Below are 23,305 nucleotides of genomic sequence, written 5' to 3' on the forward strand. Positions count from 1 at the left end.
AGCTTGGACGCCGAGATGGCATTCGTGTCCTGCGCTACTGCCCGGCTAACTCCGGTCGTAGGTTGATCCTCGTCTAGGGCGTCCTTTCTGGCGCACGTCCCACAGGGCGCGTGTCGGCGACGGCGCGCCCGAGATGCGAGCTAACGCACGACAGGGTGCGGTGGTGCGAGGACTCGCGAGGAATGTCCAGCGCATTGACAGATCGATCCGTGTCTCCAGAGCGAGCCTTCGACGCTCACCGACCGCGAAGCAGGTCAGCGAGACGTCTTGCGCCAGGAAGCTTGAACACGCTGGCCCGCGCCGCCTTTGCTATGTGCTCGCGCCGAATGCCACGACGTATCGCGTCCTCCAGTGCTTGCTGCAGGCTCGGGTCCTGCACCGCGTTGTCGAGGATATACGCCAGGTTCTCCTCGGCGAATAGCCGTTCCGAAGGGTCGGACAGCGGTAGCCGACGCAAGTCGGCAAGATCGAGGGGCGGCAGCGTCTCACAGGCGCCGTCGTGTCCGCTCGCGCGTAAATTCACGCGCGTTCGCACGCATTTCTCACAGACTCCACAATTGCCCTCCGTGGCTCCCTGCCAGCACACGCGCAGTGCAGCGCGGGCGCTGGCAGCACTCATGATCGAAGCCACCTTCTCTGCGCGGGTCTCCGTCGTCGAGTCGTGCCTAAGTCGCTGCACCGAGGACGACCAGTATGGGTCCAGCTCGGGATGCGTACCCCAAGGATGTAGTTGTTCGGTGTTGTAGCTGGACGCTACTCGAACGTCGCTGACGTGGCGGCGGAGCGCGTAGGACACGCCAGCTAAAGCCGCACCGTGTGCGACGTAGCCCCAGTGCAGGTATGGGTCCGTGAGTTCGCGAATGTTGGAATCTACGCGAATCGCACGCGCCCCAAATTCTTCCGCCGCGGCCCGTGTGCCGTTCCATGCGAACTCCAGCCGCGGTGCAGCATCCCAAGGTATGTCGAAGCCTCCGACGAAAATGAGAACGTCTAGCGGAGGCGTTGCGGTCTGAGCGGTGAAGAAGGAATCTACGCCCCCGCTGAAGAAGGCCCCAGATCCGCCTGCCGGGGTCCCCGTGAGCCGCCCTTCACTTGTGATTTCGATACGGCTGAGCTCTCGCGGGAACCAGCGGGCTAACACTTCTTGCGCCCGCGCCACGTTCTCCAGCGCCGCTTCGTCGACGTTGCCTTCGAGCCGGAGGTGCGCGCGCAATCGCATGGCGAGAGGGAGGGTGGCGATCATCCACGACGTGAGGTCGCTTGAGTCATGCTCAACGTCTTCCGATCGCATCCATGGTTGCGCGACACTCCCGTCTGGAAAATGGACAGTCGCTTCGAGGGCGGTATGCCCGTCTCGGGCGCTAACGACGAGCTCGCGGTTCGGCACCGAAAAAGCCTAGCCCGGAGAGCGCTGTCGACGGCAACATGGCGCTCCCATCGGCTTTCGCTCGAGCCAATGCTGGGGGTCGCAGGGCGGTAGCCTTCAATGGTGAGCGGACTCAGATCGATCCAGGACACCACAATGAGGATCCTCGCCGAGGAAATCCCTCCGGGAACGCGCGTTGCACTCGTTGACTTCCCGAATCACCAAAACGCGGGCGACTCATTGATTTGGCTGGGGACGCGCAAGTACTTGCAGCAGCTCGGTGTCGTGGTCGATTACATCGCAGACATGTCGCGGTACGACCCTGCGCTGCTAAGGGAAGCTGTTCCCGACGGGCCCATTCTGATTCAAGGTGGCGGAAACTTCGGCGACCGCTGGACTGCGATGCAGGATTTCAGGGAGCGGGTAATCGTCGACTTTCCTGACCGCAAGATCATTCAGCTGCCGCAGAGCGTCGACTTCTCTCAGGGTGAACGATTGAGGCAAGCGCAAGCCGTGCTTGGCGAGCACAGGAACTTGACACTACTGATACGAGATCACGCAGGCGTTGGGCGCGCTCGTGAACTATTCGGCGGTACAACGGTCAGGTTCTGCCCTGACCTCGCCCTGGGATACGGGCTACAGTCTCCCGCGAGTCCGCCGAAGCTCGACGTCCTGATGCTGATTCGCCGCGACGATGAGTCAGCGAGACATACCATCGAGCTGAGGGAGACTTGGACCAGGCGCGAGACTGAGTGGTCCCTCAAGGGATGGGACCTGGCGGCATGGGCGGTGCTGCACATTCCTGGCGCCGTCACGAAACGTTCCAGGTTCGCTGCCCGCAAACTGAAATCTCTGGTCGAGGCCTGCTACCAAAGCCAGGCCGAGATCAATGTTCGCGCAGCGACGAAAGCGCTCTCCCTCGGCCGAGTCGTAGTCACCGATCGTTTGCATGCGTCAGTACTCGGCGCCCTCATCGGGCGTCCGGTTATCGCGCTCGACAATGAGACGGGGAAGGTTCGCGCGCTGTACGAGGGCTATCTGCACAAGCTTGAGAACCTCACGCTGGCAGGCAACGGGAATGAGGTCCAAGATCGGGTGGAAACGATTCTGGCGACTGCTGACGCTCGTGCCGCATTGAGTACGCGTAATCAAGCTGCCTCAGAAGTAGGCAGTGGCGGCGGATTTTGAGGGTCCGGGCCAACTCCCTCAACAAAGTCGATGATTCGTCGCATGGTGGTCCGGGCATCGCCAAAGCCGTATCTCGACTCTGCCCTTAGAGCGCAATCCCTTCGCAGGTCAGCGAGTCGGCTGGGATCTGTCGACACGTCGCAAAGCGCCTCAGCAAGAGATGAAGGATCGGGCGCGGTCAGGATGCCGCCGCCTGCGCGAAGAATCTCGCGCGTCCCGCCTAGGTCGTACCCCACCACGGGGGTGCCAACGAGAATGGATTCGGCCGTAACGCGCCCGTAAGCCTCTTCTGACGAGCACACGAGGCTGACGTCCGCTCTCGAGTAGACCCCCCAAGCGTCATCTGTGGGACCGTGGTAACGAATATGTTCTTGCCCGCCTCCAGCCTCGATCGCGTCGCGCAGTCTCTCGATCGACCGAGCTGAGCCCGACCCGTAGATGTCCAGCGTTACATCGGCCCCATTGCGCCGCGCTTCGAGGACCGCAAGGACCGCGTCTAGCTGGCCCTTCTCGCGAAAGACACTCCCTAGCATCACAGCGCGAACACGTCCGGGAACAGAACTCGCTTCATGGCTCGGCTTCAGCGAGGGTGCTTCGGGGTCGGGCCAACACACCAAGTCCGCTCCGCCCAGCGTCTCGGAAACGTAGTCCGAGACTGCGACCGTACAAGTGGCCTTTCGTAGAGCTCGAAGGATGACTTTCTTTGGAAGTATCGATTCCAGTGCTCGACTAGATCCAAGGAAGGACTCTCGAACGTATGCGACCACCTTTCGGCCCAACAGGAGGGACGCGAACAGTGGCGCGGGGGTAACACTGCTGTTGACTATGACCAAGTCCGGCTCGATCCGCCTGAGTAGTACGACCCACGGCAAGACATCCAACAGGGCGCTGGTCGTGCGCGCGATTTGACGCGCACGGGTGGTTGTCGGGCTCATCCAATGGCGCGTGCTCCGATATGCGATCGTGACGCCTTCTATTTCTCGAAGTAGGTCCTCGATAGGGCCAGGCTTCGGAAGCACGATGGATATCCGGCGTGCGACTTGCGACTCGCGAGTTGCTCTTACGAGCGCGACAAGGGAGCGCTCAGCCCCGGTTTTCTGTTCACCATGTGAGGCGAAGAGCACGTGCTCATAAAGAATCGAGGAAGTCGCGCTCACTTGGATCTCCTAACAAGTATGTAAATCGCGATCAAGAGTGAGGTGCACTTGGCGATGAATGTCACTGAAGTGGCTATCGCAGCGCCGGTGCCGCCAGCAATCAGCGCGCCGATGGCCACGAGCCCAAGCGACACGAGTGCGAAAGCGACCGAGTTCTTGGCGACAAAGCGCTCGGCGTGCAGCGCTTGCAGCACCGCGCTCAGTGGCGACGACAAGGCAACGAAGGGTAGGCCAAAGAGTAGCCAACGCATGATGCTAGAAGCGGCAGCGTAGTCAGCCCCGAGCAAGAACACAATTATCGGTTCGGCCAACATCGAAACGGGGATGAGGGCGACACCGAGAACGGCAGCTCCCGCCGTCAACTTTAGGCTAATGGCCCATGCGCGCTCGACTCCCGCGCGTACCGCATGCGGCAGGACCAACGACGTCAACGTGCTCGGAACGAGCATGAACGGCGCGGTAATCTTCGAGGCAGCCGCGTACAGACCGGACGCGGCGGGCGAGGCAAGGATGCCGACGATCGCCGTGTCAAACGAACGAGATTGCACGGAGACGTTTGTTATAAGGAAAGGGGTCGCCCGGCGAGCGATAGTCCGAGCAGGCGTTGCACCGACACCTTCCACCCGAGAGCGACGAAGATACTGCCGCACGTGGACCTGCGCCGCAAAGGCCCCGGCGAGGTAACCCAACGAGTAGGCCAGAATTGGATCGAGATACAAGAACAGCAGTCCGACAAATACAATCGTCGATACGATTCGTCGACCGGTTAGCGAGATAGCTGGAGTTGACCGATTTCCGTCCGCAATAGGTAAACACAGCGCGGTGTCGGTGTTCTTCTCAAGAGCGAGGGCGAGAGCCAAGATGCCCAGCCCGATCGCTAACTCTGGTGACGTGCTGGCCGGCAATGTCGCGCAGAGAAGTATCGCGACGACTCCTCCCAGAACACTCGTGCCTGCGTTTAAGCGTAACGCGCCGTGTACATCTGCTTGGTTGTGGGAGGCGCGGGCCTTGGAGACGAAAGTCATCACGCCGAGATCGCAAAAAACGTACCAAACGAAGAGGACACCCATTGCAGACATGACGATCCCGTACAACGACGGATCAAGAGCTCGCGCCAACAGCAGGCCAGAGACCGCTTGAAGCGCCGCGGCCGTTACTCGCGCGACAAGCAAGGAAGCAAATTGGCGTTTCACCTGGCGAAGTCGATCCTGGGTCTCGTGTGTCTTACCTCGAGAGCGCGCGCTAAGGGTGCCGGGTTTTGGCGCGATAGGAGAAACAGCGTGCAGACCAGGATCTGTAACGTTGGAAGGGACTCGAGTCCGTCGTAGCCAATCAGCGATGTAGTCAGCGCTGCTATCGCTGCTGCGGCTGCCGCGTTACGCATTCGCGCTGCGTCCACCATGCGAACAATCATCAGTGCTACATATGTCAGAAGCCCCACCATCCCCACGCTTATCAGCAGTTGTAGCAGTGAACTTTCAATCAAGAGGCGCGCCGGATTGAATGGTTCGGCGGTATATCGCGCCAACCCTGGACCGCCGCCAAGCCATCCGGTGGAATCTGCTGCCCCGACGGCAACGCCAATCACCGAGAAGCGAGCATCATTGGAAGTAGCTGCCTCGGTAGTGCCCACTCGTGCCTGCAGCAGCCCAACGGATACGACCGCACTGGTTGCCACGGCAATGAGGCCGACCGAAGTCAATTTCCGAAGGCGCGAGGCCTCCCGAAGCGGGGTGGCGAGCAAGAGGGCCACCGCGACTCCGACACCGGCGGCGATCAGTGCGCCGCGAGATACCGTCACTACGACCGCCGCGCCGGCGAGGGCGGCAACGGTGAGCGAACCGGCCTTGGCCAACCAGCGGGCGAACGTGTAAGCGAACGCTGCGGAGAAGAACGTTCCGGCATACAGCGGGTGTCCAAAGAAGCCATGCACGCGATAGGTCGACCACCGTTGAACGGTCGGCACGCCATTCGAAGCGTAAATCGCGTCGAAAATCACGTTGCTCGTGAGCGCGAACTCGACAAGCGTGTACGCACTTGCCACAACGACGAGCGGTGGTATGAAACGCGTAAGCGTACGGGCCTCCCGATCGACGTCCCGTACGAGGAGTGGCGCGCCGATTCCGATCGCACAAGCGATAACCCACTGCACGCTCTGGTTTAAGAGCACCGGATCGCTCACCATGAACAGCAGAAACACGGACCACAATACGAAGATGCCAGCGAGCCATCGGGAAGCGCGCAGCATTCTACTCGGTCGCTGGGATTCCGCCGCCGATTGTCTGCGAAACAGTGCCCTACGCACGAGCCATAACACCAGTGCCAAGAAGGCCGGATGCAGATAAACAGGTAACGCTGCTGGAAGAGCAAATTTCGGAAGCGCGACGAATAGGAGGAGGGAGATGGCTGGCAACCAAGCGACCGGAATTAGCATTCCAGCGACAAGGGATGCGAGAAGAGTCGAAACGATCGCGAACAACTAGATCGCCCTCCGCGTTCCACAATGACGTAGCAGTATCGCGTCTGATGACCTTCGCGTGTCTTGAGCCAATCGAGTCACGGACGAGCCCCCTTGACTACGTCAGCGATGATTGTCGCCAATCGACCGATCATTTGCGCGCTACTGTGATGATCCCGAATATGTGACGCGGCGAAGTCGCCGTGCTGCTCGGCTCGATCTAGCGCTTTCTGGATCTGATCGGCAAGCCCCGCGGCGTCGCCCTCCGGCGCAAGGAACCCGCTCGCACCATCAATCAAGTACATGTCGGCTCCAGGGGTGTCCGTGAGAACGGAGGATCGCCCCATGGAGCCCGCTTCCAGGACAGCCGTCATGCCTGATACGTGCAAGTTATGCCGGGTAGCGACCGCCAGCACGCTCACTTCACGGATACGTTGCCGAAGTTCTCGGTGGGTCATCCGCTCAAGGAGGGTGACGCCGGGAGGCGCAGAGCTAAGCCCGCGTCCCTGCACGAAAATTGGAAGACCCGGATTGCGGTCGGCCAGAAGCTCAAAGGCCTTCAGCAGGGTCGTATAGTCGCGGTCTACGTCGTTGCCGACGCTGAGCACGCCACGACGCTCGATTCGGGTGCTCTCGAAGAATCGCGTGTCGATACCGAAGGGCAGGACCTCGATGCGTGGACCGTCAGTTCCGCCGAGCCAACTCCGTAGCGGCTCAAGCTGTGCGGGACTGAGGCACCAGACGAATGCAAACCGTCGAAGGAGTCGACGCATGACTGTGAGCTTCAGCCGATCCAACCGCGTACCGTGCTCAAGTAGATCCGTTGCCCAAATCACCCCGCACGCCAGCAGCGAGTCTCGCCGGACTGCGGCCATTCGCATGGCAGTGAATTCGTCCCATGCAACGGCCATGGACGCCGAGGATCGCCCCCTCCGGGTCCCTCGAACCAGACCCATGAGAGTTTGAAATCGCCCAGCGGCTTCAGACGCGACGTACCGAAGCTCGAAGCCGTGGTCGCCCAGTTGACCTAATCCATAGGGGGTCTTATCCGGAACTTCGCCTCGCTTCCAAGCCTGGTACCAGCGGGATACAGCTTCTTGTCCGCCTGGCAAGAATATTTCGACTTCGCCCTCATATCTGGCTCTCGGAAAGAGGAGGTCGGACTCACGTTGCCCTGATCTCATCGAGTGCCGAACCCATCTAGGAACCGCAGGTAAGCAGTATCGGTGAGACGCGCATACTCGTCACGCGCGGAAATGACGTCGTCCCGCTTCATAGCCGTCGCGGCAACGACAGCGCGCACCCAGTCCCCGTCATCTGAGGCAAGCCCCGGATTATGCGAAGCGGACAACTCCGACAAGCTGGACTCCTGCGGGCCGACGAACGGTACGCCCAGCTCGAGGCAGCGGAGAGCAACTCCGCTTTGGTAGAAGCGCTCGTACGGGATCACTACGGCGGCGCTCGTAGAGATTAACCGATCGAATTCGTCTTCTGAAACAAACTCTTGTCGTACAGTCCAGCCCTCGACGTCTGGCCAACCTCTTCCAACGATCTCAAAGCGAAACCGGCCGCGCAGTCTTGCGGCGATATCAACTAGCGCTTTCACAGCTCGTGTCGGTTTGTACTGACCGAGGACGCGAACTACATCCTCAGAGGCGGCGACGGTATGTGACCGGTGCTGGATCGGGTGGGGAAGTCTCACCACCGACACGGACGGCATCATGGCTCTCGCATCCGACTCGGCCGCTGCACTGTGGACGAGTAGCCGCACGTTTCGTGAGCGAGCCGCGATCGACTGAGCGAACCGCCCGTGGCCGACATTACGCACGAGCGGCTTCGGATCATGGAGGACGATAGAGACGGGCTCTCGGAACCCCCTACCGAGCCACGGCAGGTCCAACAATCCAAGGGGCGGCCACGTCACGAGGGTGCGTCCGTTGATCCTCCGTGCCTCCTTCAGTGCGTTGCGATAGGCGCGGATCCAAGAAGCCCGTCCACCACCCACCGCCGAAGGCTCTGGAAATTCAAGCAGTACGACATCAGCGCCGGAGGACGCCAAGTGTTGGCGCAACGCATCGGTGTAGTGTGCGAGAGCTTGTTGCAGCGGATTGATCACAACTACGGTCAATTCACGACCCCATTCCCGATTTCGCGCTCAAGAGTGCCGAACGATCGGATTGCGCCTTTCATCCCGTCTACGACGCCTAGGCCTCTCTGACGGCCGATGGCCCACCCGCGCCGCCCCCCGGGCATATCCCTCACCAGGATCTTCACGGCCGCGCGCACCAACGCCGCAACCACGGCGGTCTTTACTCCCCATTTGCGCCAATACAGGATCTGATTCCGCGCCGAGTAATAGACGGGTGAAGTGGCGGTGTCCTGGGTTGCCAGGGCTGAAGGACAGAGCTTGACTGAGCCCGATCGACTAAGAGTCGTGCAGATGTCGACGTCGTCCCAATACAAGAAGTACCGCTCATCGAAGAGGCCCGTAGTGATGAACTGACGACGAATGAACAGCGCGCACCCGTCCAGCCACTCTACGACGTACGGTTTGGAGGACAGCACCGTTGAGTGGTGTCTTGCCTGGCCGCACTTGGTAAAGGTGCCACCAGCGGACCAGATAGAGGTAGGTGCACTGGGCAGGCTCAGCAGCGGCCCCACGGCCGCGGTCCCTTCATCAGTTGAGGCGAGGAGTTCGGTCGCCAGATCCGGAGCGAATCGGACTTCGTGGGTCAACAGCGCGACCCATTCGGTGGGCGCATGCAGAGCTTCTATCCCAAGTCGCATGCCGCCCGAATAGCCCAAGTTGCTCCGGGAAGACACGAACGTGATTCCGGGATACAAATGTTCAATACTCGCGATGACTCCATCTCGGGATCCGTTGTCGACGACGACGATCTCGGTGGGCGCCAACCTCTGCCGCTGGAGATCATCAAGGGTTAGAGTGACTTCGGTTCCGCGCTTGTAATAGAGAACAACGGCGGAATAGCCGGTCTCGCTGCGAGGTCTGTTGACGCGCGAGGACTCAATCGATGCGTCGGTTCGAAATTCATCTTCATGCGAGAACCTCACGTCTAGGCTCCGGCGGCGGAGACCTGGGACGCCGGGTCGCTCCGGGAGCCGCCCTGCCGTCCGCGTACAGCCAGATTCGACAGCGCAGACTCATAAGCACTGAGAACGCCTGCCCAGGTATAGGCCTCGCGAAATCGCCGATAAGAACTCTCGGTGAGCGCTTCTTGTGCGCGAGGGTTACCCAGAAGCTCGTTGACCGCGCGCGCGATTGAACCCTCATCGGGAGCCGTGAACAGTCCCGCTTCGCCAAGCACTTCACGATTGTATGGCGTGTCACGGGCGACAATTGGCGCTCGCGTCGCCATGGCCTGCACTAGTGTCGGATTTGTGCCGCCAACGCTATGCCCATGAAAGTAAGCGCCAGCGTGCTGCCACAGGCTATATAGCCGACGGTCGTCGCTGATATGTCCGAGCCAGTGAACACGCGGATTTGAGCGTGACAGGCGTGCCGCCATCTCGTCGAGTTCCCCCCGTAGCCCGAGGATCCGACCAGCACCACGTCGTGGTGTTGGGCGATCTCGCGCGCGGCGCGTAGAAACTGTGGAACCGAATTCTCGGGCACAAACCGTGCAACCAACAGTGCATAGCCCCGGTGCCGGAGGCCCGGCTCAATAGGCAACACCTCAGGCAGTGTGTCGCCGCCATATGGGATGAAGATGCCGTCACGATCGAACTCGCGCGCCCACCGTCGCTCGATCACTTTGGAGTCGAAAACAAGACGAGTCGCGTAGCGCGCCGTCAATCGCGCGCCAGTCCTGAATACACGCTTCGCCGTAGCACCCCACTTGGCGCGGTCCCATTCCACCCCGTCGACGTTCACCAGGGTTGGCACGCCAGCCCGCCTAAGCAATGGGAGCCAGTAGCCATTTGCCACGTTCATGACTAGCGCTACGTCGGGTTTTCGGCGAGATGCATGGACCGCAGATGTCAGGCCGTATGTGAGCGTGCTCAGGGACTTCTTTTCCCACCCTCGCGTTTCCACAACCTCAACGCGCGGATCGCGATCGGGGTCATCCGAATAGGTCGCGCCGGGCCTGCTGTAAACAGTGACATCCCACCCCGCATCGGCGAGGTGCGGAGCCAACTTCCGGACCGCCGTCTCGAATCCGCCGTAATAGCTCGGATATCCTCTCGTGCCGATGATTGCAACTGTTGGCAAAATGATCACTTCCTTGTGGTTCTAGTAGGCGGAGTCGCCCGGACTGATGGCGGCTCTTGCGGTCTTGGCGAGGATCACCAAATCGCCAACGATCGACCAGTTCTCGACGTAGGCCAAGTCGAGCCGAACCGAGTCCGCCCACGACAACGTTGATCGCCCACCGACCTGCCATGCGCCGGTGATACCTGGCTTCATCAGGAAGCGGCGATGAACGTGAGCGGTGTACCTCTCAACCTCGCTGAGGAGCGGAGGACGTGGCCCCACTAGTGACATGTCGCCAGCGATCACGTTGAACAACTGGGGTAACTCATCCAAGCTGTACTTGCGCATGAACTTACCGATTCTGGTCACCCGTGGATCGTCGGTCATCTTGAACAGCACTTCGTTACCGGCGTCTCGTTGTGTAAGCAGGGAAGGCAGCATCGCCTCAGCGTCGACTACCATCGACCGGAATTTCAGCATCTCGAATTCGCGGCCGCCGAGTCCAACTCGCGTCTGCCGGAATAGGGCTGGGCCGTTCGAGGTGAGTCGGACGCTGAGCGCAAGCAAGAGAAGAAGGGGTCCAATTAATATCGCCCCGGCCGTCGAGATGATCAGATCCATGGCGCGCTTCGCGACGCGCTGGCCACGGCTAAACTTCGGGGTCTCCACGTGAATGAGCGGGAGTCCGGCTACGGGCCGGGTGTGAATCCGTGGTCCTGCGATGTCCGTGATGCTGGGTGCAAGAACTAGGTGCTGACGACCCGCCTCAAGCGTCCAAGATATCTGCTTGACCTTGTCGGGTGGGAGGTCGTCGGTACTCGTAACGGCGACCGTGTCGGCTGAGGTTGCCGCAATCGCCTTGTCGATACTGTCGACAGAGCCCATCACTGGGACGGTCGTGCCAGGGATTGTGCCAGCGACCTCTCCCGACGGCGTGCATGCGCCGATCACAAAATAGCCTGCGCTCGGCATTCGTTGAAGCTCGCGCGCGATCCGAGCCACCGAATCGGGCGAACCCACGAGCAGCACGCGCGCGACATACTCTCCAAGCTGGCGGTGGGCGATCAGCCACTGCCGCCACAGCCATCGCTCCAAGAGCAGCATCGTCAAACCCAGCGGCAGGGCGATCAACAAGTATCCTCGGGCGACATCGACTCGGACAAGGAACGCCACGATGGCGGTCAAGCCGAAGAGGCCGAGGCTGGCGCGAACGATTCGCACGTATTCGGTGTTCCCCTCGCCGACCACCCGGTGGTCGCGTGAGTCAATCAGGCCGAGAGCCCACATCCACGCGAGCACAAGTCCGGCGGAGAACAGCCAGTAGGAAAACTCGCTCAGTCGGGCGTCTTCGCGAATTGCAACCTGCGCGTTGCCCCAGCCGAACCAGATGAGTTGTGTGCCGTATACCGCCCACGTAAGGACGAAAAGGTCGCTGAACCAGAGGCGGATTGCGTAGGCGCGACGCCAAGGTGTGCGGGGCTTGTGCGCATCGCCCGGCTTCGGCTGTTCGCGGGAACTGGGCCCTTCGAAAAGTTGAGAGATCGGGGTCTTTGCGGCGGACACGCCGGGGACCGGGCTGCCAGTCTCGGCGGCGGAGGGCGACGTCGGTGTCGCGTCGATCTGATTCGACGTCACAGTGGCGTTCCTCGTCGGGGTGGGGCTCTCCTCACCTACCGAAACGTCGGCAGGATCACGCAAAGGTGAGTCCGGTGTCGTCATGAAACGGTCCCTCGGGGAGATTAGCAGGTGCGGTGTCTGCCGTGTGCGCTCCCCAGGGCCACGAACGAGTACTCCGCGTCCATTATGAGACACGCTTCATGCGGATCGGTTCACGTGACCGAAATGGGGCTCAGCTAGCAATGGTCGCGGACGGCACCTCAGTGCGCTGTCTCGCCCGGGGCCAACGCGGCCTTGCCGGTCTTCATGATGATCGCGATATCGCTCAGGAGCGACCAGTTCTCGACGTACGACAGATCGAGCCGAACGGTGTCCTCCCAGGAGAGCGACGAGCGGCCGCTCACCTGCCAGAGGCCGGTGACGCCCGGCTTTGCCAGGAAGCGGCGATGCACATGGTCGGCGTACTGCTCGACTTCCTTGGGAAGAGGCGGTCGTGGGCCGACGAGCGACATCGAACCGCCGATCACGTTGAATAGCTGAGGTAGCTCGTCGAGGCTGTACTTGCGCATGAACCGACCGACGGGCGTGACCCGAGGGTCGTTCTTCATCTTGAACATGACCTCGTTGCCGGAGTCGCGCTCCTGCCGGGCGAGCTGCTCGAGCAGGTCTTCGGCGTTCACGACCATCGAGCGGAACTTGAGCATGGTGAACTCTTTGCCTCGCAGGCCGATGCGGGTCTGCCGAAAGAGCACTGGCCCGTCACTTGTGAGTCGCACCGCAATGGCCAGGAACGCGAGCAGCGGGCTCAACAGCACGACACCCAGAATGCTGGCGACGACATCCACAGCCCGCTTGACGAAGCGCTGTCCGCGGCTGAACTTCGGCGTCTCGACATGGATGAGGGGGAGGCCGGCGACAGGGCGCGTGTGGATACGGGGGCCGGCGATGTCGATGATGCTGGGCGCGAGCACGAGATGCTGACGGCCGGCTTCGAGTCCCCACGAGATCTGCTTCACCTTGTCGGGCGGGAGCTCGTCGGTACTCGTGACAGCGACGGTGTCGGCATCCGTCGCAGCAATCGCTCGGTCGACGGCGTTCACGTTGCCCATGATCGGGATGGTCGTGCCGGGCAGGATGTCGGCGACTCGGCCGGTGGGCACGCACGCGCCGACGACTTCGTACCCGGAATGCTTGGCACGGGCGAGCTCTCGGGCGAGCTGAGCGACCGACTCGTGCGAACCGACGAGCAGCACGCGGGCGGAGTAGGCGCCCGACATCCGCTTCGCGATTAGCCATTGGCGCCAGAGCCAGCGCTCGAGCACGAGCATCAGGATCCCGAGCGGCAACGCGATGAGCAGGTATCCGCGGGCGACATCGATCTGGGTGAGGAAGGCGACGATCGCGATGACGCCGAAGAGGCGGAAGCTCGCCGACGCGACACGGACGTACTCGCCGTTGCCGGTGCCGATCACGCGATGGTCGCGGGAGTCGACGAAACTCAAGGCCCACATCCACGCGATGACGAGCAGCCCGGAGAAGACCCAGTACGAGAACTCGGTGATGCGACTGTCGTGGCTCATCGCGACTGCAACATTGCCCCATCCGAACCACAGCAGCTGGGTGCCGTACACCACCCAAACGAGGACGAACAGATCGCTGAGCCAGAGCCGCGTCGCGTAGGCGCGGCGCCAGTCGGGGAGCGGTTTCTCTCGCGCGCTCTGCGCAGCGTGAGGGGGCGCGGGTCGGGCCGGGCTGCCGGCGAGCGGCCCTGCCGGGGGAGTGCGCTGCGACGTCGGTGTCGCGTCGATTTCGGATGTCGACGTCACAGTGTTCCTTTGTGGTGCCCTCGTGGTGCCGGTGTGTCAGGCGGACAGCACGTACCGTACTCGCGTCATGTTGCGGATGTGTGTCAAGTACCCATGGATGCTCAGACCTGCGCGATTCGCCTTCTCAGCTGACCGGGCATCACGGCGTCGACAGTCGCCGTGCGTGCCGACGCGAGGCGTGTCGCTTCGAGGTTGACGCGCATGAGATAGACGACGATCGCCGACAGCACCAGCATCTCGCCGAAGTCCTCGACGAAGCCCATCGCGCGATCGAGAATCCTGATGTCGATGAAGAACGAGTGCGCGAAGTCGATGACGACGGCGAACACCAGCATCACGACCACAAGGACGACCAGCGACAGATGAATCATCCGGGTCTTGGCGTCGGCACGGGCGTAGGCGAGGACGATAGGCAGCCCGAGCACGAGGAGAGCGATCGCCGAGACGCCGAGTTCGCCGATCGTCTGCGCGCTCACCGGGCCCACGCCGAACGACCACGGCTGCAGCGAGAACGCATAGCCGGCGAGCTCATGCACGAGCAGCGCGTCATCGGCGAGGAAGTAGACGAACAGCGGGATCCAGGCGGCCAGCGACCAGCTGCGGCGCGCAACGGCGAACAGCGTCAGCAGGATGACGACCCAGAAGTACTTCACGTACTGATACGCCTCGGCATAGCTGCCGTCCATATCGACACGCAGCACGTTCGGCGCATCCCAGCCGACCATCGCCACGATGTGCAAGAGGCCCAGGATGGCGTCGATGCCGACGACCATCGCGGCAACCAGCAGCACCGACCGCTGTCCCGTGAACAACCATGACCACTCGCGCTTTACCGCGCCTGTGACTTTCCCCACCGTGGATCCCCCATCCGTCGGTTGCGGGGAAGTCTAGAGACGTTTGCCAGGTGTTCAGATTTTGTTTACCTACGCGCAACACGAGCAGGCCGGGCAGGGGTAGTACCCACCGTGCTTGTCGGGAGCACGGTGGGTACGAGAAGGGTCTCGGCTACGGAGCCGTCGCCGAGAGGAACGAGCTGGTCGAGCTCGTCGAGAGAGAGTGGCGCGCGCGCGAAGAGACCGCGGCGACGGTGAAGGTCAGTGGCACGCAACGACGCGAACCGAACATGAGCGACCTCGACTCCCCAGGCCGGAATCCTTGGAAGGAACCGGACAATCCGTGCCCGCCGCTCCCCAAAGCATGGGCGGGCCGGGAGCAATCTTCCGCGCAGGTGGTGGGGTGTGTCAATAGGGGTCTCGTGGGAAGGGCGTTTCGTCTCGCCCGTTCCTCGCTCGCTTATTCGACCGAGAGTCAGGGGATCGCGACGACAGACAGGGAGTCGGCCGACCAGAGGTGGAGGTCGCTGCCCGAGAGGTCGATCGCCGTCGGCGCCGAAGGATCCAGGCCCTCGGCGCAGCCGACCGGGGACAACGACTCCGGGGTCGCGCGGGCCAGAGCGATGCCGGCGCAATCGGACGATCCGTGAGCGACGAGCACGTCCGTGCCGTCGATCGTCAGCGCCACGGCGCGCTCGACGGGGAGCTGCTCCCACTCCTCGGCCGACAAGCGCCAGGCGCTGCCCTCGCAGAGCAGCGCGGCCGTGTCGCCCGACGCGCGGAAGCCCCAGGCCTGGGCGCAAGGCGCGGGTACCGGGCCGGACGGCAAGACGACGGTGGCGGCATCCGATGCGACAACGAAGCGCGAAGCGGCGAGCACCTCGGGGTACGGCTCCCAGAACTCGCCGTACGTGTACGTGCGCAGCGCCTGCGTCTCGCAGCCGGCCATCGCGGCGACCATCTCGGCGTCTTCGGCAGAGAAGGCGTCGAGCGACTGCACCTGCAGAATGCCGCGGTAAGTCGGGGTGACGTCGAACCACGTCTCGCCGCGGTCGGGGGAGCGCTCGATGAGCGGCGCGGCGCCGTCGCACGCGCCGGCGGTCGCGCGCCACCACTGGATGCCACCGATCGACAGGAAGCGCTGGGCGTCGAGCGCGACGGCGCCAGGCGCGGCCGGGGTGGGAGTCGGAGTCGCGGCGGGCGTCTGCACGCCGAGGCTGAACGACGGGGCAGGGACCGCTGCATCGGGATCGATGTCTGGGTTGGCGCGCTGGTACGCGGCGTACGCGAGCACGCCGACGACGATCGCGAGAAGCGCGATCGCCGCGGTCGCGATCCACCGCGAGGGCCCCCATGACCTCATGTGGTGCCGCAGCTCAGCTCGGCGGTTCGGAGCGACCCGTGCGCGTGGGGCCTCCGGCCTGACGGATGATGTCGTCGATCGTCAGCGGGTCGTTGCCCGACGAGGCTGCCTGCGTTGCGGCGGGCTGCGCCGGCTGTGGGGCCCACTGCGTGTCGTCTCGACCACCGGTTTCTGAGCCCGTCAACGGGCGCTCGGCGACCGCCGGACGCGGTTCTTCACGACGGGCGGTCCCTGAGCTTGCCGAAGGGCGCTCAACGACCGGGGCCTGGGAGGGCGTGGACGAGCGAACGGGACCAGCGCCGCCCGGCTCTTGCGGCTTGGACTGCTTCGTGGGCTTGGCGGCCTTGTTGTGCTTTTCGGCCTTGCCGTCCTTCACGTTCTTCGAGTCGTCGACGTAGCCGTAGGCGCCGTACCCGTAGCCGTAGGCGTACGAGTCGGGGCCGCGCGTGGGCACCATCGTCATCGCGATGCCCGCGACGTGGGCGCCGACCGTGTCGAGGGCGTCGAGAGCGCCCGAGAGTTGCTGACGGTTGGTCTTGCCGGCGGCCACGATCACGATGGCGCCGCCCGTCGCCTTCGCCAGGATCGCGCCATCCGTGACCGGCAGGAGCGGCGGCGCGTCGCACAGCACCACGTCGAAGTCGCGCTCGAGCACCTCGAGCAGGGCACGCATGCGCTCCGAGCCGAGCAGCTCGCTGGGGTTCGGCGGAATCTTGCCGGCGGGCAGCACGTACAACTGGCGGCCACCCCACGGCAGCATGACGTCGCCGATGCGGGTGCGGCCGATGAGCACGTCGGTCAGGCCGACGCCGCCCTCGATGCCGAGATACTCGGCCACCTTCGGCTTGCGCAGGTCGGTGTCGAGCAGGGCGACGCGCTTGCCGGCGTCAGCGAGGGCGATCGCGAGGTTGATCGTGGTGGTGGACTTGCCCTCGGTGGGCAGGCTCGAGGTGATGACGAACGACGAGCGCTCGCCCACATCGAGGAACTGCAGGTTCGTGCGCATGGCGCGGAATGACTCGGCGCGCGGGCTGAGCGGATCGGCGTGAACGATGAGAGGCCGCTCCTTGGCCTTGGGGTCGAACGCGATCGCGCCGATCATCGGGCGCTCGGTCAATGCCTCGACATCGCGCGGCGTGCGAATGCGCGTGTCGAGCACGGCGCGCAGCACGGCAACCCCGATGCCGAGCGCGAGTCCGACGAGGGCGCCGAGGGCCAGGTTGAGCGGGACGTTGGGGCTCGATGCCTCGAGAGGCGGGATGGCGTCCTTCACGCGCGACAGGCGCACGGGGCTGCTCGTACTGCCGTCGGCATTCGTCACGGACTCGATCTGGTCGACCGCGGACGTCAGCGAGGCCGCAAGAGCGTTCGCGATCTCGGCCGACTTCACCGGGTCGGAATTGGTCACGGTGATCGTGATGAGCGTGGTGTTGAGGGCAGCGGATGCCGACACCTGCGCTCCCAGCGCCTCGGCGGTAGTGCCGAGCTCGAGCTCCGCGATCACCGGGCCCATGACGATGGGGGTCTTCACGAGCTGCGAGTAAGTCTGCACGCGAGACTGCGTGAACGTAGAACCCTGCTGCAGTTCCTGGATCGTCGACCCGCTCTGGGTCGATACGAACACCGTGCTCGACGCCTCGTACTGGGGCGTCCTGGTGAGCGACCACGCGGCCGCCACCCCGATCCCGACGAGGGTGGCGACGACGATGATCACCCAGTTCTTGCGCAGGATCCGGATGTAATCGGTGAGCTCCATGTCGCCTTTCGGTGCAGGTGTGCGATCCGGGTCATTGTTTCACAGGCTTATTCACCCAGCGCGTGCTGTGGGTTGCGGCGCGTGCCCGTCGAGGGCGATCGAGATGACCTCTGTGACCGTGGTGACGGCCGGCACCAGCTGCGATGCCGACCGCAGGTACGTCTGCCACGACCGCCCGTACGGGTCGATGACGTCGTCGTCATCGAGGTCGGCGGGTGGTTCGACGAGGCCGCGGTACGACGCGACCAGCGCACCCACCGCGCGGACGCGGGCCGCGGCATCCGTTCCCGCCTCGTCGGCAGCGCGGCGCAGGTCGTCGTCCGAGATCGCGGCGCTTAGGCGCGCGAACTCGCGGATCGTGAACGTCGAGCGCAGCCGTGTGGGCGCGAGCTCGGCCACCGCACGCCGATGCTCGCGCGTCATCGCGAGGATGAGGTCGGGGGAGTCGAGGTGCGCTTCGATGAGAAATCGCGAGCGATGGGATGCCGCGACATCGGGCAGCACGCCGAGTGCCAGCGCGATCTTCACGGCCTCGGGAGTCATCTCGGCAGACGCGAGTCCCCGGGTGCCGGCGCTGCCGACCACGGGATCGAACTCGCCCAGGCGGGCGTGCAGAAGCCCGGCGGCGAGCGGGGACCGGCAGATGTTGCCGGTGCACACCGTGAGAATCTCGAACACCCTGGGGCCTCCGCGGTGGGGGAACGGGGCAGGAAAGCGCGGCCGGGTAACGTGGGCGCGTGCCTGATCAGCCTACCGACGCCGCAACCGCCGACGGACCGGGCCAGGAGTCCGAGGCTCGCACCCGGGCCGCCACCCGCGCCGAGTTCCGGGCGCGGTTCAGCGACCAGATGACGGAGTTGGTCGCCCCTGCCCCGACGACGCCGGATGTTCGTCGGGTGGATGCCGGGGTGGAGCGCGGCGGGGCGGCTGGGGGTGGCGTCGGTTCGGCTCCGTCGCTCGATCTGTCGTCGATCGAGGAGGGTGCGGTCGAGCAGGCCGCCGCCGCGGACACGACGGAGCGCAAACGGCGCGACGACTGGCGTCTCGGCGGGCGTTCGGTTCGCAAGTGGCGCGAGAGCCTGCTCGCCATCGCACTGCTGTCGCTCGGCGCCGGACTGCTCGCCGGGACGCTGATCGACCTGGTGTCGGATGCGCCGCTGGCCGCGGCATCCGCCACCGTCCTCGTCGCTGCCGGGATGCTGGTGGCCGTGGTGTGGGCGTTCATCCGCTCGCGGCCGGTCGGGCTGCTGCGTTTCCGCGGCGTCGACCTGCTGTACGGCATCGCACTCGCACTGCTGCTGCGGCTGACACAGGGGTGGATCGAAGTCGCGCTGGGGGGCACCGGTGCTCTGCCCAGTGCGCCCGCCGTCGACCTGCCGGGCGGGTGGTGGCTCGCCGAGGCCCTGCCGGCCGTGACGATCGCGCCCGTGCTGGAGGAGTTCTTCTTCCGCGCGGTGGTGCTGATCTCGGTCTACACGGTGCTGCGGCGGCCGTTCGGTCACGTCGTCGCGGTGCTCGCGAGCACCGCGCTGTTCGTCGCGGTCCACGCCATGACGATGTCGCTGTCGGTCGATGCGGCTGTGTCGCTCACCCTGCTGGGGCTGGTGTGTGCGAGCCTCGTCGTGTTGACGGGACGCATCTGGGGAGCGGTGCTCGTGCACCTCGGCTTCAACCTGACTTTCGTCGCTCTCGCGGCGGTCGGATCGGCTCTCGGCTGACTTCGTTTGTAACGAGTTCGGTCGAGTTTGGCTGAGCGCTCTTGAGTACATCGATGTATGCGTCGGGCAAAGTGCACCCGAAATGGCCATCTGACCGCCTTTCTGCGGGGCGTGTCCCCCATAAGGGGGACGAAACGTCACAAGGTGTTACGTGCCGGTAACCTCGCCGACTGGAAATCGGCTGAAAGAACCCGCTAGTCTGGCTCAGGTCGGCAAGCCTTTGCCGAGTTATCGCGCAACTGCTTGCACGTCACGCGACCAGAATCAATGACTGTCGGGAGTCATCACATGATCAAGAAGACGCTGTCTGTCGTCGGCATCGCCGCGGCACTCATCCTCGGCGGCTCGGCCGCCGCCGTCGCCGACTACACGGTCGACGCCCCTGTCGCCATTTCGGACACCACGCCCGCTCCGGGCCAGCCGATCACCATCACGGCCTCGAACCTCGAGGGCCTTGACGTCGTGACGTTCAGCACCAGCGGTGCCGGCGCGTCGCTCGCCTCCATCGTTCTCGCCTCGGGCAGCGGCGTCGCCGTTGACAAGGAGGTCGTCAACGGTTCGGCTTCCGCCGTCTTCACCGCCAGCCAGGAAGGCACCTTCGTCGTCACCGTGAGCGCTGACGGCGAGGTTCTCGGCTCCACCACGCTCGTCGTGGATGCAGCCAACGCCGGTACCGGCACGGGCACCGGTGGCACCGGTGGCTCGGGCACCCTGCCCGCGACCGGTGGCAACGTCCCCGGTGCGGTCATCTGGGCCGGTGTCGGAGCGGTCGGCCTCGGTGGCATCGCCGTCGCAGCCGTCGCGGCTCGCCGCCGCGCTGCCTCGCAGAGCTGACACTGATCGAAGAATCCACGATGACCCCGGGTGCGAGCCCGGGGTCATCGTCGTTCTATCGGCGCCCGTCGGTGGCGCTGCTGGTGGCCCTGGCGGGTCTGGTCCTCACGGCCGTCGTCGCCTCTCTATATAGAGGTGTGATCGCGTCCGCGTGGATCGCGAACCTCATCGACCTTGTCGTCGTCTCGGCGCCGCTGGTATTGGCGACGTTGGTGGCCGTGTGGATAGCCGCCTCGTCGGACTTCTCGCGACGCGTACTGTTGCGCTGGCCATGGACCGACGTGGTGCTCGGACTCGGGACTGGGCTTCTGGTGCGGGCGGTGCTCGAGCTGATCGCGCCGACGGCGGGCGCGGTGCTGGGCGGGTTCGACGCGGCGTCGGTCGCGGGCATCGTGGTGCTCGTGCTCGGTGTGGCGCTCGTCACGCCGATCGTCGAGGAGCTGTTCTTCCGCGGAGTCGTGGTCGCGGTGCTGCTCGACGTGTTCGGCACACTCGGTCGCGTGGTCGCGGGCGCCGCCGCGGTGGTCGTGTCGACGGCGGCTTTCGTCGCTGTACATGTGGTGGCCGCCGGGGGAGTGGTGACGTGGGGCGCGCTGCTCGGGCCGCTCGCGATCGGTGTGAGCTGCGGCATCCTGTTCGCCGTCACTCGACGGATCGCTGCGGGAGTGGTTGCGCACGTGGTGAGCAACGCGATCGGCGTGGCGCTGCTGCTGGTGTGAGACGGCCCTTCGACAGGCTCAGGGACCTTCGACAGGCTCAGGGACCTTCGACAAGCTCAGGGACCTGCGCGGGGCGGCCCTTCGACAAGCTCAGGGACCGGCGACAGGCTGAGGGACCGGGGATGGGCTCGGGGGACCGGGCGTGAGGTCAGCGAAGATTCATCGTCACGTCGATGAGCTCGGCGAGGGTCAGCTCGGTGCCGTGGGTGTAGGCGTCGCGCCATTGCTCGGGCGTGAGGCCCTGCTGCACGCGATGGCGATAGCGGCCGAAGTCGGCTGGCTCGTTCGCCCGCGGATCGAATCCGTACCGAGGGCCGATGGCGTCGACGGCTCCGATGATGCGTGCGCCCGCGGCATCCGCGTCGACATCAGCGGCAGCGCCCGCCGCGACCGACGACGTGATCAGCACGCCGATCGGGTCGGCCGACACAAGCGGAGAGGCGAGAACCGCCTGCAACGTCGCTAGCGCCTCGCGCGGGGAGCGGGCGTCGAGCAGCACCTTCGCGGCGACCACGCCCGACATCAGCAGCACCCAGCCGTGCCCCGAGCGCTCGGCGAGCGTCCGTGCCGACGCCGTGAACCGCAGGGCCTGTTCGTGGTCGCCGCGCGAGCGCTCCACCTGCGCAGCGATCAGCGTGACCATCGCCTGGGCGCTCGCCGACGCCTCGTCGAGGTGATCCTGTGCGCTGCGGATGCGGTCGACCGCCGTGCGAGCGCCATCGGGACGGAGCGTGGCGAGGTAGGCGAGGAACGCGTGCGAGAGCGCGATGAGGCCTGGGTCCTGTGACCGCTGCGAAAAGGTCAGTGCTTCGTCGAGCAACGCGGCCGCCTCCTCCATGAACCCCAATTGATACGCGAGGATGCCGTGGCCCAGACGGGCCTGCGCCTCCACCGCGACCGGAGCCAGGCCTGAGAGCTCGGCCGCCCGTCGCGCACGGGCGAGGGCCGAAGCCTGGGTGCCGGAGGTGAGCCCCGCCCACGCCATCCCCGCGGCAATGCTCAATGCATTCGTCCGTTCGCCGTGCTGGATCGCATGCTCGAACGCCGCGTCGATGTCGGCGCGCTCGGCGTCGATGCGCCGGCCGACCGCAGCGGCTTCGCCCGTCGTCAGCTGGCGGAACGCGGCGAGGGTGCGCTCGGCGAACCACGTCGAGTGATGCGCGCGCGCCTCGGAGCTGGTCTCGCCCACGGAGGCGAGATGGCGGCGCACGATCTCGGGAACCCGGTAGAGCGCGAGGTCGTCGCGGGACTCCGCGGCCACCAGCGACCAGCCGATCAGCCTGTCGAGATCTTGTGTGGACGCCGCTCGGTTGAGCGCGATCGCGCTCTCGCGGGTGAACGGTCCCTCGAAGATGCAGAGGCGTGCCAGAGTCTCCCGCTGCTGCGACGTGAGGAGGGCGAGCGTGGCGTCGAGTGCCGTCTCGAGCGGACTGCGCCCGGATCCGTTCGCGGGTCTGACCGTCAGCTCGTCGATCACCGCGGTGAGCGGTGCCTGCGCCGCATGGGCGGCGGCGAGCTCGATCGCGAGCGGCAGTCGCCCGAGAGCGGCGGTGAGCTGGTCGACCGCGGCTGTCGACGCCGGCGCGCCCGACCGCAGCAGGAATAGCGCCCGCGCGTCCGCGACGCTCAGCACGCCGACGTGGTGGACGCTCTCGCCCGGCACCCCCAACGCGCGTCGTGCCGTGACCAGAGCGGCGACGCCCGGCGACTGCTCCAGGAGGGTTGCGACGTCGGCGGCCGCGGCATCCGTCTCGGCGTCCACGCCATCCAGGACAAGGGTTCCGCGAAGGGGCCTCACGCGCGCGATGACACTGTCGAGGGTGGTGTCGTCTGCACCGGTCATGAGCGACAGCTCGCGCAGCCAGCCGCCCGCGCCGCCACGGCAGAACCAGATGTGCTCGCGCTCGTCGGCGGCGGAGCTGCGCGCCCACTCGATCGCGAGCCGCGACTTGCCGACACCGGCCGGCCCCGCCAGCGTGACGAGCCGAGAAAGCCGCATGGCCGCCGCCAGTTGCCCCGCGTCTTCGGGCCGAGGCTGATACGCGGCGATCGGTGCCGGCAGTCCGATCCTCCGGGTGGTCGTGGCGGGAGCAGCCGCGGGCGACGGCGCAGCGACGACTCGACCGGCGCGCGTTGTAGCCGTGACCTGCAGGGCGCGCAGCTCGAGGTCGTCGGGATCGAGCGCCAGCACACGTCGCACGACCATCGGCGCGAGCGGGTGATCCGGATGCGCATCCACCGCGCGCACGACGGCTCG

The 23,305-nt window shown here is 64.8% G+C and carries 20 protein-coding genes; 4 read left to right on the plus strand and 16 right to left on the minus strand.

What is annotated here, in order from left to right:
- Positions 1–235: 235 nt before the first annotated feature.
- Complete coding sequence (locus tag WYM_RS21765; RefSeq protein WP_157525122.1) at positions 236–1,387, minus strand: hypothetical protein; 1,152 nt, start codon at positions 1,385–1,387, stop codon at positions 236–238.
- 102 nt (positions 1,388–1,489) lie between these two features.
- Here WYM_RS21765 and WYM_RS20040 point away from each other — a divergent pair, with 102 nt between their 5' ends.
- Positions 1,490–2,554 carry a polysaccharide pyruvyl transferase family protein gene (locus tag WYM_RS20040; RefSeq protein ID WP_237739402.1) on the plus strand — a complete coding sequence of 355 codons (1,065 nt, stop codon included), beginning with the start codon at positions 1,490–1,492 and terminating at the stop codon, positions 2,552–2,554.
- Here WYM_RS20040 and WYM_RS22535 read toward each other — a convergent pair.
- The 14 genes from WYM_RS22535 to WYM_RS11590 form a co-directional block, all read right to left on the minus strand.
- Positions 2,515–3,489, minus strand: coding sequence for a glycosyltransferase family 4 protein (locus WYM_RS22535; protein WP_083866208.1), 975 nt, complete (start codon positions 3,487–3,489; stop codon positions 2,515–2,517). The genes WYM_RS20040 and WYM_RS22535 overlap by 40 nt on opposite strands.
- 218 nt (positions 3,490–3,707) lie before the next feature.
- Entirely contained in the window at positions 3,708–4,904 is a 1,197-nt protein-coding gene (locus tag WYM_RS21515) for a lipopolysaccharide biosynthesis protein (RefSeq protein WP_083866209.1), read from the minus strand.
- Positions 4,901–5,911: an O-antigen ligase family protein gene (locus tag WYM_RS11535; RefSeq protein ID WP_192813744.1), complete on the minus strand. Its 1,011-nt coding sequence runs from the start codon at positions 5,909–5,911 to the stop codon at positions 4,901–4,903. The genes WYM_RS21515 and WYM_RS11535 overlap by 4 nt, the downstream gene beginning before the upstream one ends.
- A 356-nt stretch (positions 5,912–6,267) precedes the next feature.
- A complete protein-coding gene (locus WYM_RS21520; RefSeq protein ID WP_040569281.1) occupies positions 6,268–7,080 on the minus strand; it encodes a glycosyltransferase family 4 protein in 813 nt (270 codons plus the stop codon).
- A gap of 269 nt (positions 7,081–7,349) precedes the next feature.
- Positions 7,350–8,285, minus strand: a complete 936-nt coding sequence (locus WYM_RS21770) for a hypothetical protein (protein ID WP_157525128.1) — start codon at positions 8,283–8,285, stop codon at positions 7,350–7,352.
- 8 nt (positions 8,286–8,293) lie between these two features.
- On the minus strand, positions 8,294–9,241 hold the full coding sequence (locus WYM_RS21525; RefSeq protein WP_083866211.1) for a glycosyltransferase family 2 protein: 948 nt from the start codon (positions 9,239–9,241) through the stop codon (positions 8,294–8,296).
- 2 nt (positions 9,242–9,243) lie between these two features.
- Entirely contained in the window at positions 9,244–9,645 is a 402-nt protein-coding gene (locus tag WYM_RS22220) for a glycosyltransferase (protein ID WP_237739405.1), read from the minus strand.
- Positions 9,555–10,409 carry a glycosyltransferase gene (locus WYM_RS21530; RefSeq protein ID WP_237739403.1) on the minus strand — a complete coding sequence of 285 codons (855 nt, stop codon included), beginning with the start codon at positions 10,407–10,409 and terminating at the stop codon, positions 9,555–9,557. The genes WYM_RS22220 and WYM_RS21530 overlap by 91 nt, the downstream gene beginning before the upstream one ends.
- A gap of 12 nt (positions 10,410–10,421) precedes the next feature.
- Positions 10,422–12,017 (minus strand): sugar transferase, encoded by a 1,596-nt coding sequence (locus WYM_RS11560; RefSeq protein WP_019181000.1) that lies wholly within the window; start codon positions 12,015–12,017, stop codon positions 10,422–10,424.
- 242 nt (positions 12,018–12,259) lie between these two features.
- A complete protein-coding gene (locus WYM_RS11565; protein WP_019181001.1) occupies positions 12,260–13,825 on the minus strand; it encodes a sugar transferase in 1,566 nt (521 codons plus the stop codon).
- Between the two features lie 101 nt (positions 13,826–13,926).
- Entirely contained in the window at positions 13,927–14,679 is a 753-nt protein-coding gene (locus WYM_RS11570; RefSeq protein WP_157525130.1) for a hypothetical protein, read from the minus strand.
- Between the two features lie 454 nt (positions 14,680–15,133).
- Entirely contained in the window at positions 15,134–16,021 is an 888-nt protein-coding gene (locus WYM_RS11580; protein ID WP_019181004.1) for a hypothetical protein, read from the minus strand.
- 13 nt (positions 16,022–16,034) lie between these two features.
- Complete coding sequence (locus WYM_RS20050) at positions 16,035–17,777, minus strand: polysaccharide biosynthesis tyrosine autokinase (protein WP_019181005.1); 1,743 nt, start codon at positions 17,775–17,777, stop codon at positions 16,035–16,037.
- A 51-nt stretch (positions 17,778–17,828) separates the two neighbouring features.
- Positions 17,829–18,455: a low molecular weight phosphatase family protein gene (locus tag WYM_RS11590; RefSeq protein ID WP_019181006.1), complete on the minus strand. Its 627-nt coding sequence runs from the start codon at positions 18,453–18,455 to the stop codon at positions 17,829–17,831.
- Between the two features lie 59 nt (positions 18,456–18,514).
- Here WYM_RS11590 and WYM_RS20055 point away from each other — a divergent pair, with 59 nt between their 5' ends.
- The 3 genes from WYM_RS20055 (at position 18,515) to WYM_RS11605 (ending at position 21,048) form a co-directional block, all read left to right on the plus strand.
- Positions 18,515–19,495: a CPBP family intramembrane glutamic endopeptidase gene (locus WYM_RS20055; RefSeq protein WP_019181007.1), complete on the plus strand. Its 981-nt coding sequence runs from the start codon at positions 18,515–18,517 to the stop codon at positions 19,493–19,495.
- A 288-nt stretch (positions 19,496–19,783) separates the two neighbouring features.
- A complete protein-coding gene (locus WYM_RS11600; RefSeq protein WP_019181008.1) occupies positions 19,784–20,329 on the plus strand; it encodes a hypothetical protein in 546 nt (181 codons plus the stop codon).
- Positions 20,330–20,349: 20 nt separating this feature from the next.
- Positions 20,350–21,048: a type II CAAX prenyl endopeptidase Rce1 family protein gene (locus WYM_RS11605; protein ID WP_019181009.1), complete on the plus strand. Its 699-nt coding sequence runs from the start codon at positions 20,350–20,352 to the stop codon at positions 21,046–21,048.
- A 148-nt stretch (positions 21,049–21,196) separates the two neighbouring features.
- Here WYM_RS11605 and WYM_RS21960 read toward each other — a convergent pair.
- The coding region (locus tag WYM_RS21960; protein WP_019181010.1) for an ATP-binding protein at positions 21,197–23,305 on the minus strand (2,109 nt) is incomplete at its 5' end.

This window comes from Microbacterium yannicii PS01 (assembly GCF_000304335.1).
Classification (GTDB): Bacteria; Actinomycetota; Actinomycetes; order Actinomycetales; family Microbacteriaceae; genus Microbacterium; species Microbacterium yannicii_A.

What these genes read in the sequence shown, in the direction of transcription:
- WYM_RS22535 (WP_083866208.1), bottom strand. Translation starts at nt 3,489, where the DNA reads ATGAGCCCGACAACCACCCGTGCGCGTCAAATCGCGCGCACGACCAGC.
- WYM_RS21520 (WP_040569281.1), bottom strand. Translation starts at nt 7,080, where the DNA reads ATGGCCGTTGCATGGGACGAATTCACTGCCATGCGAATGGCCGCAGTC.
- WYM_RS11580 (WP_019181004.1), bottom strand. Translation starts at nt 16,021, where the DNA reads ATGAGGTCATGGGGGCCCTCGCGGTGGATCGCGACCGCGGCGATCGCG.
- WYM_RS20050 (WP_019181005.1), bottom strand. Translation starts at nt 17,777, where the DNA reads ATGGAGCTCACCGATTACATCCGGATCCTGCGCAAGAACTGGGTGATC.
- WYM_RS11600 (WP_019181008.1), top strand. Translation starts at nt 19,784, where the DNA reads ATGATCAAGAAGACGCTGTCTGTCGTCGGCATCGCCGCGGCACTCATC.
- WYM_RS11605 (WP_019181009.1), top strand. Translation starts at nt 20,350, where the DNA reads ATGACCCCGGGTGCGAGCCCGGGGTCATCGTCGTTCTATCGGCGCCCG.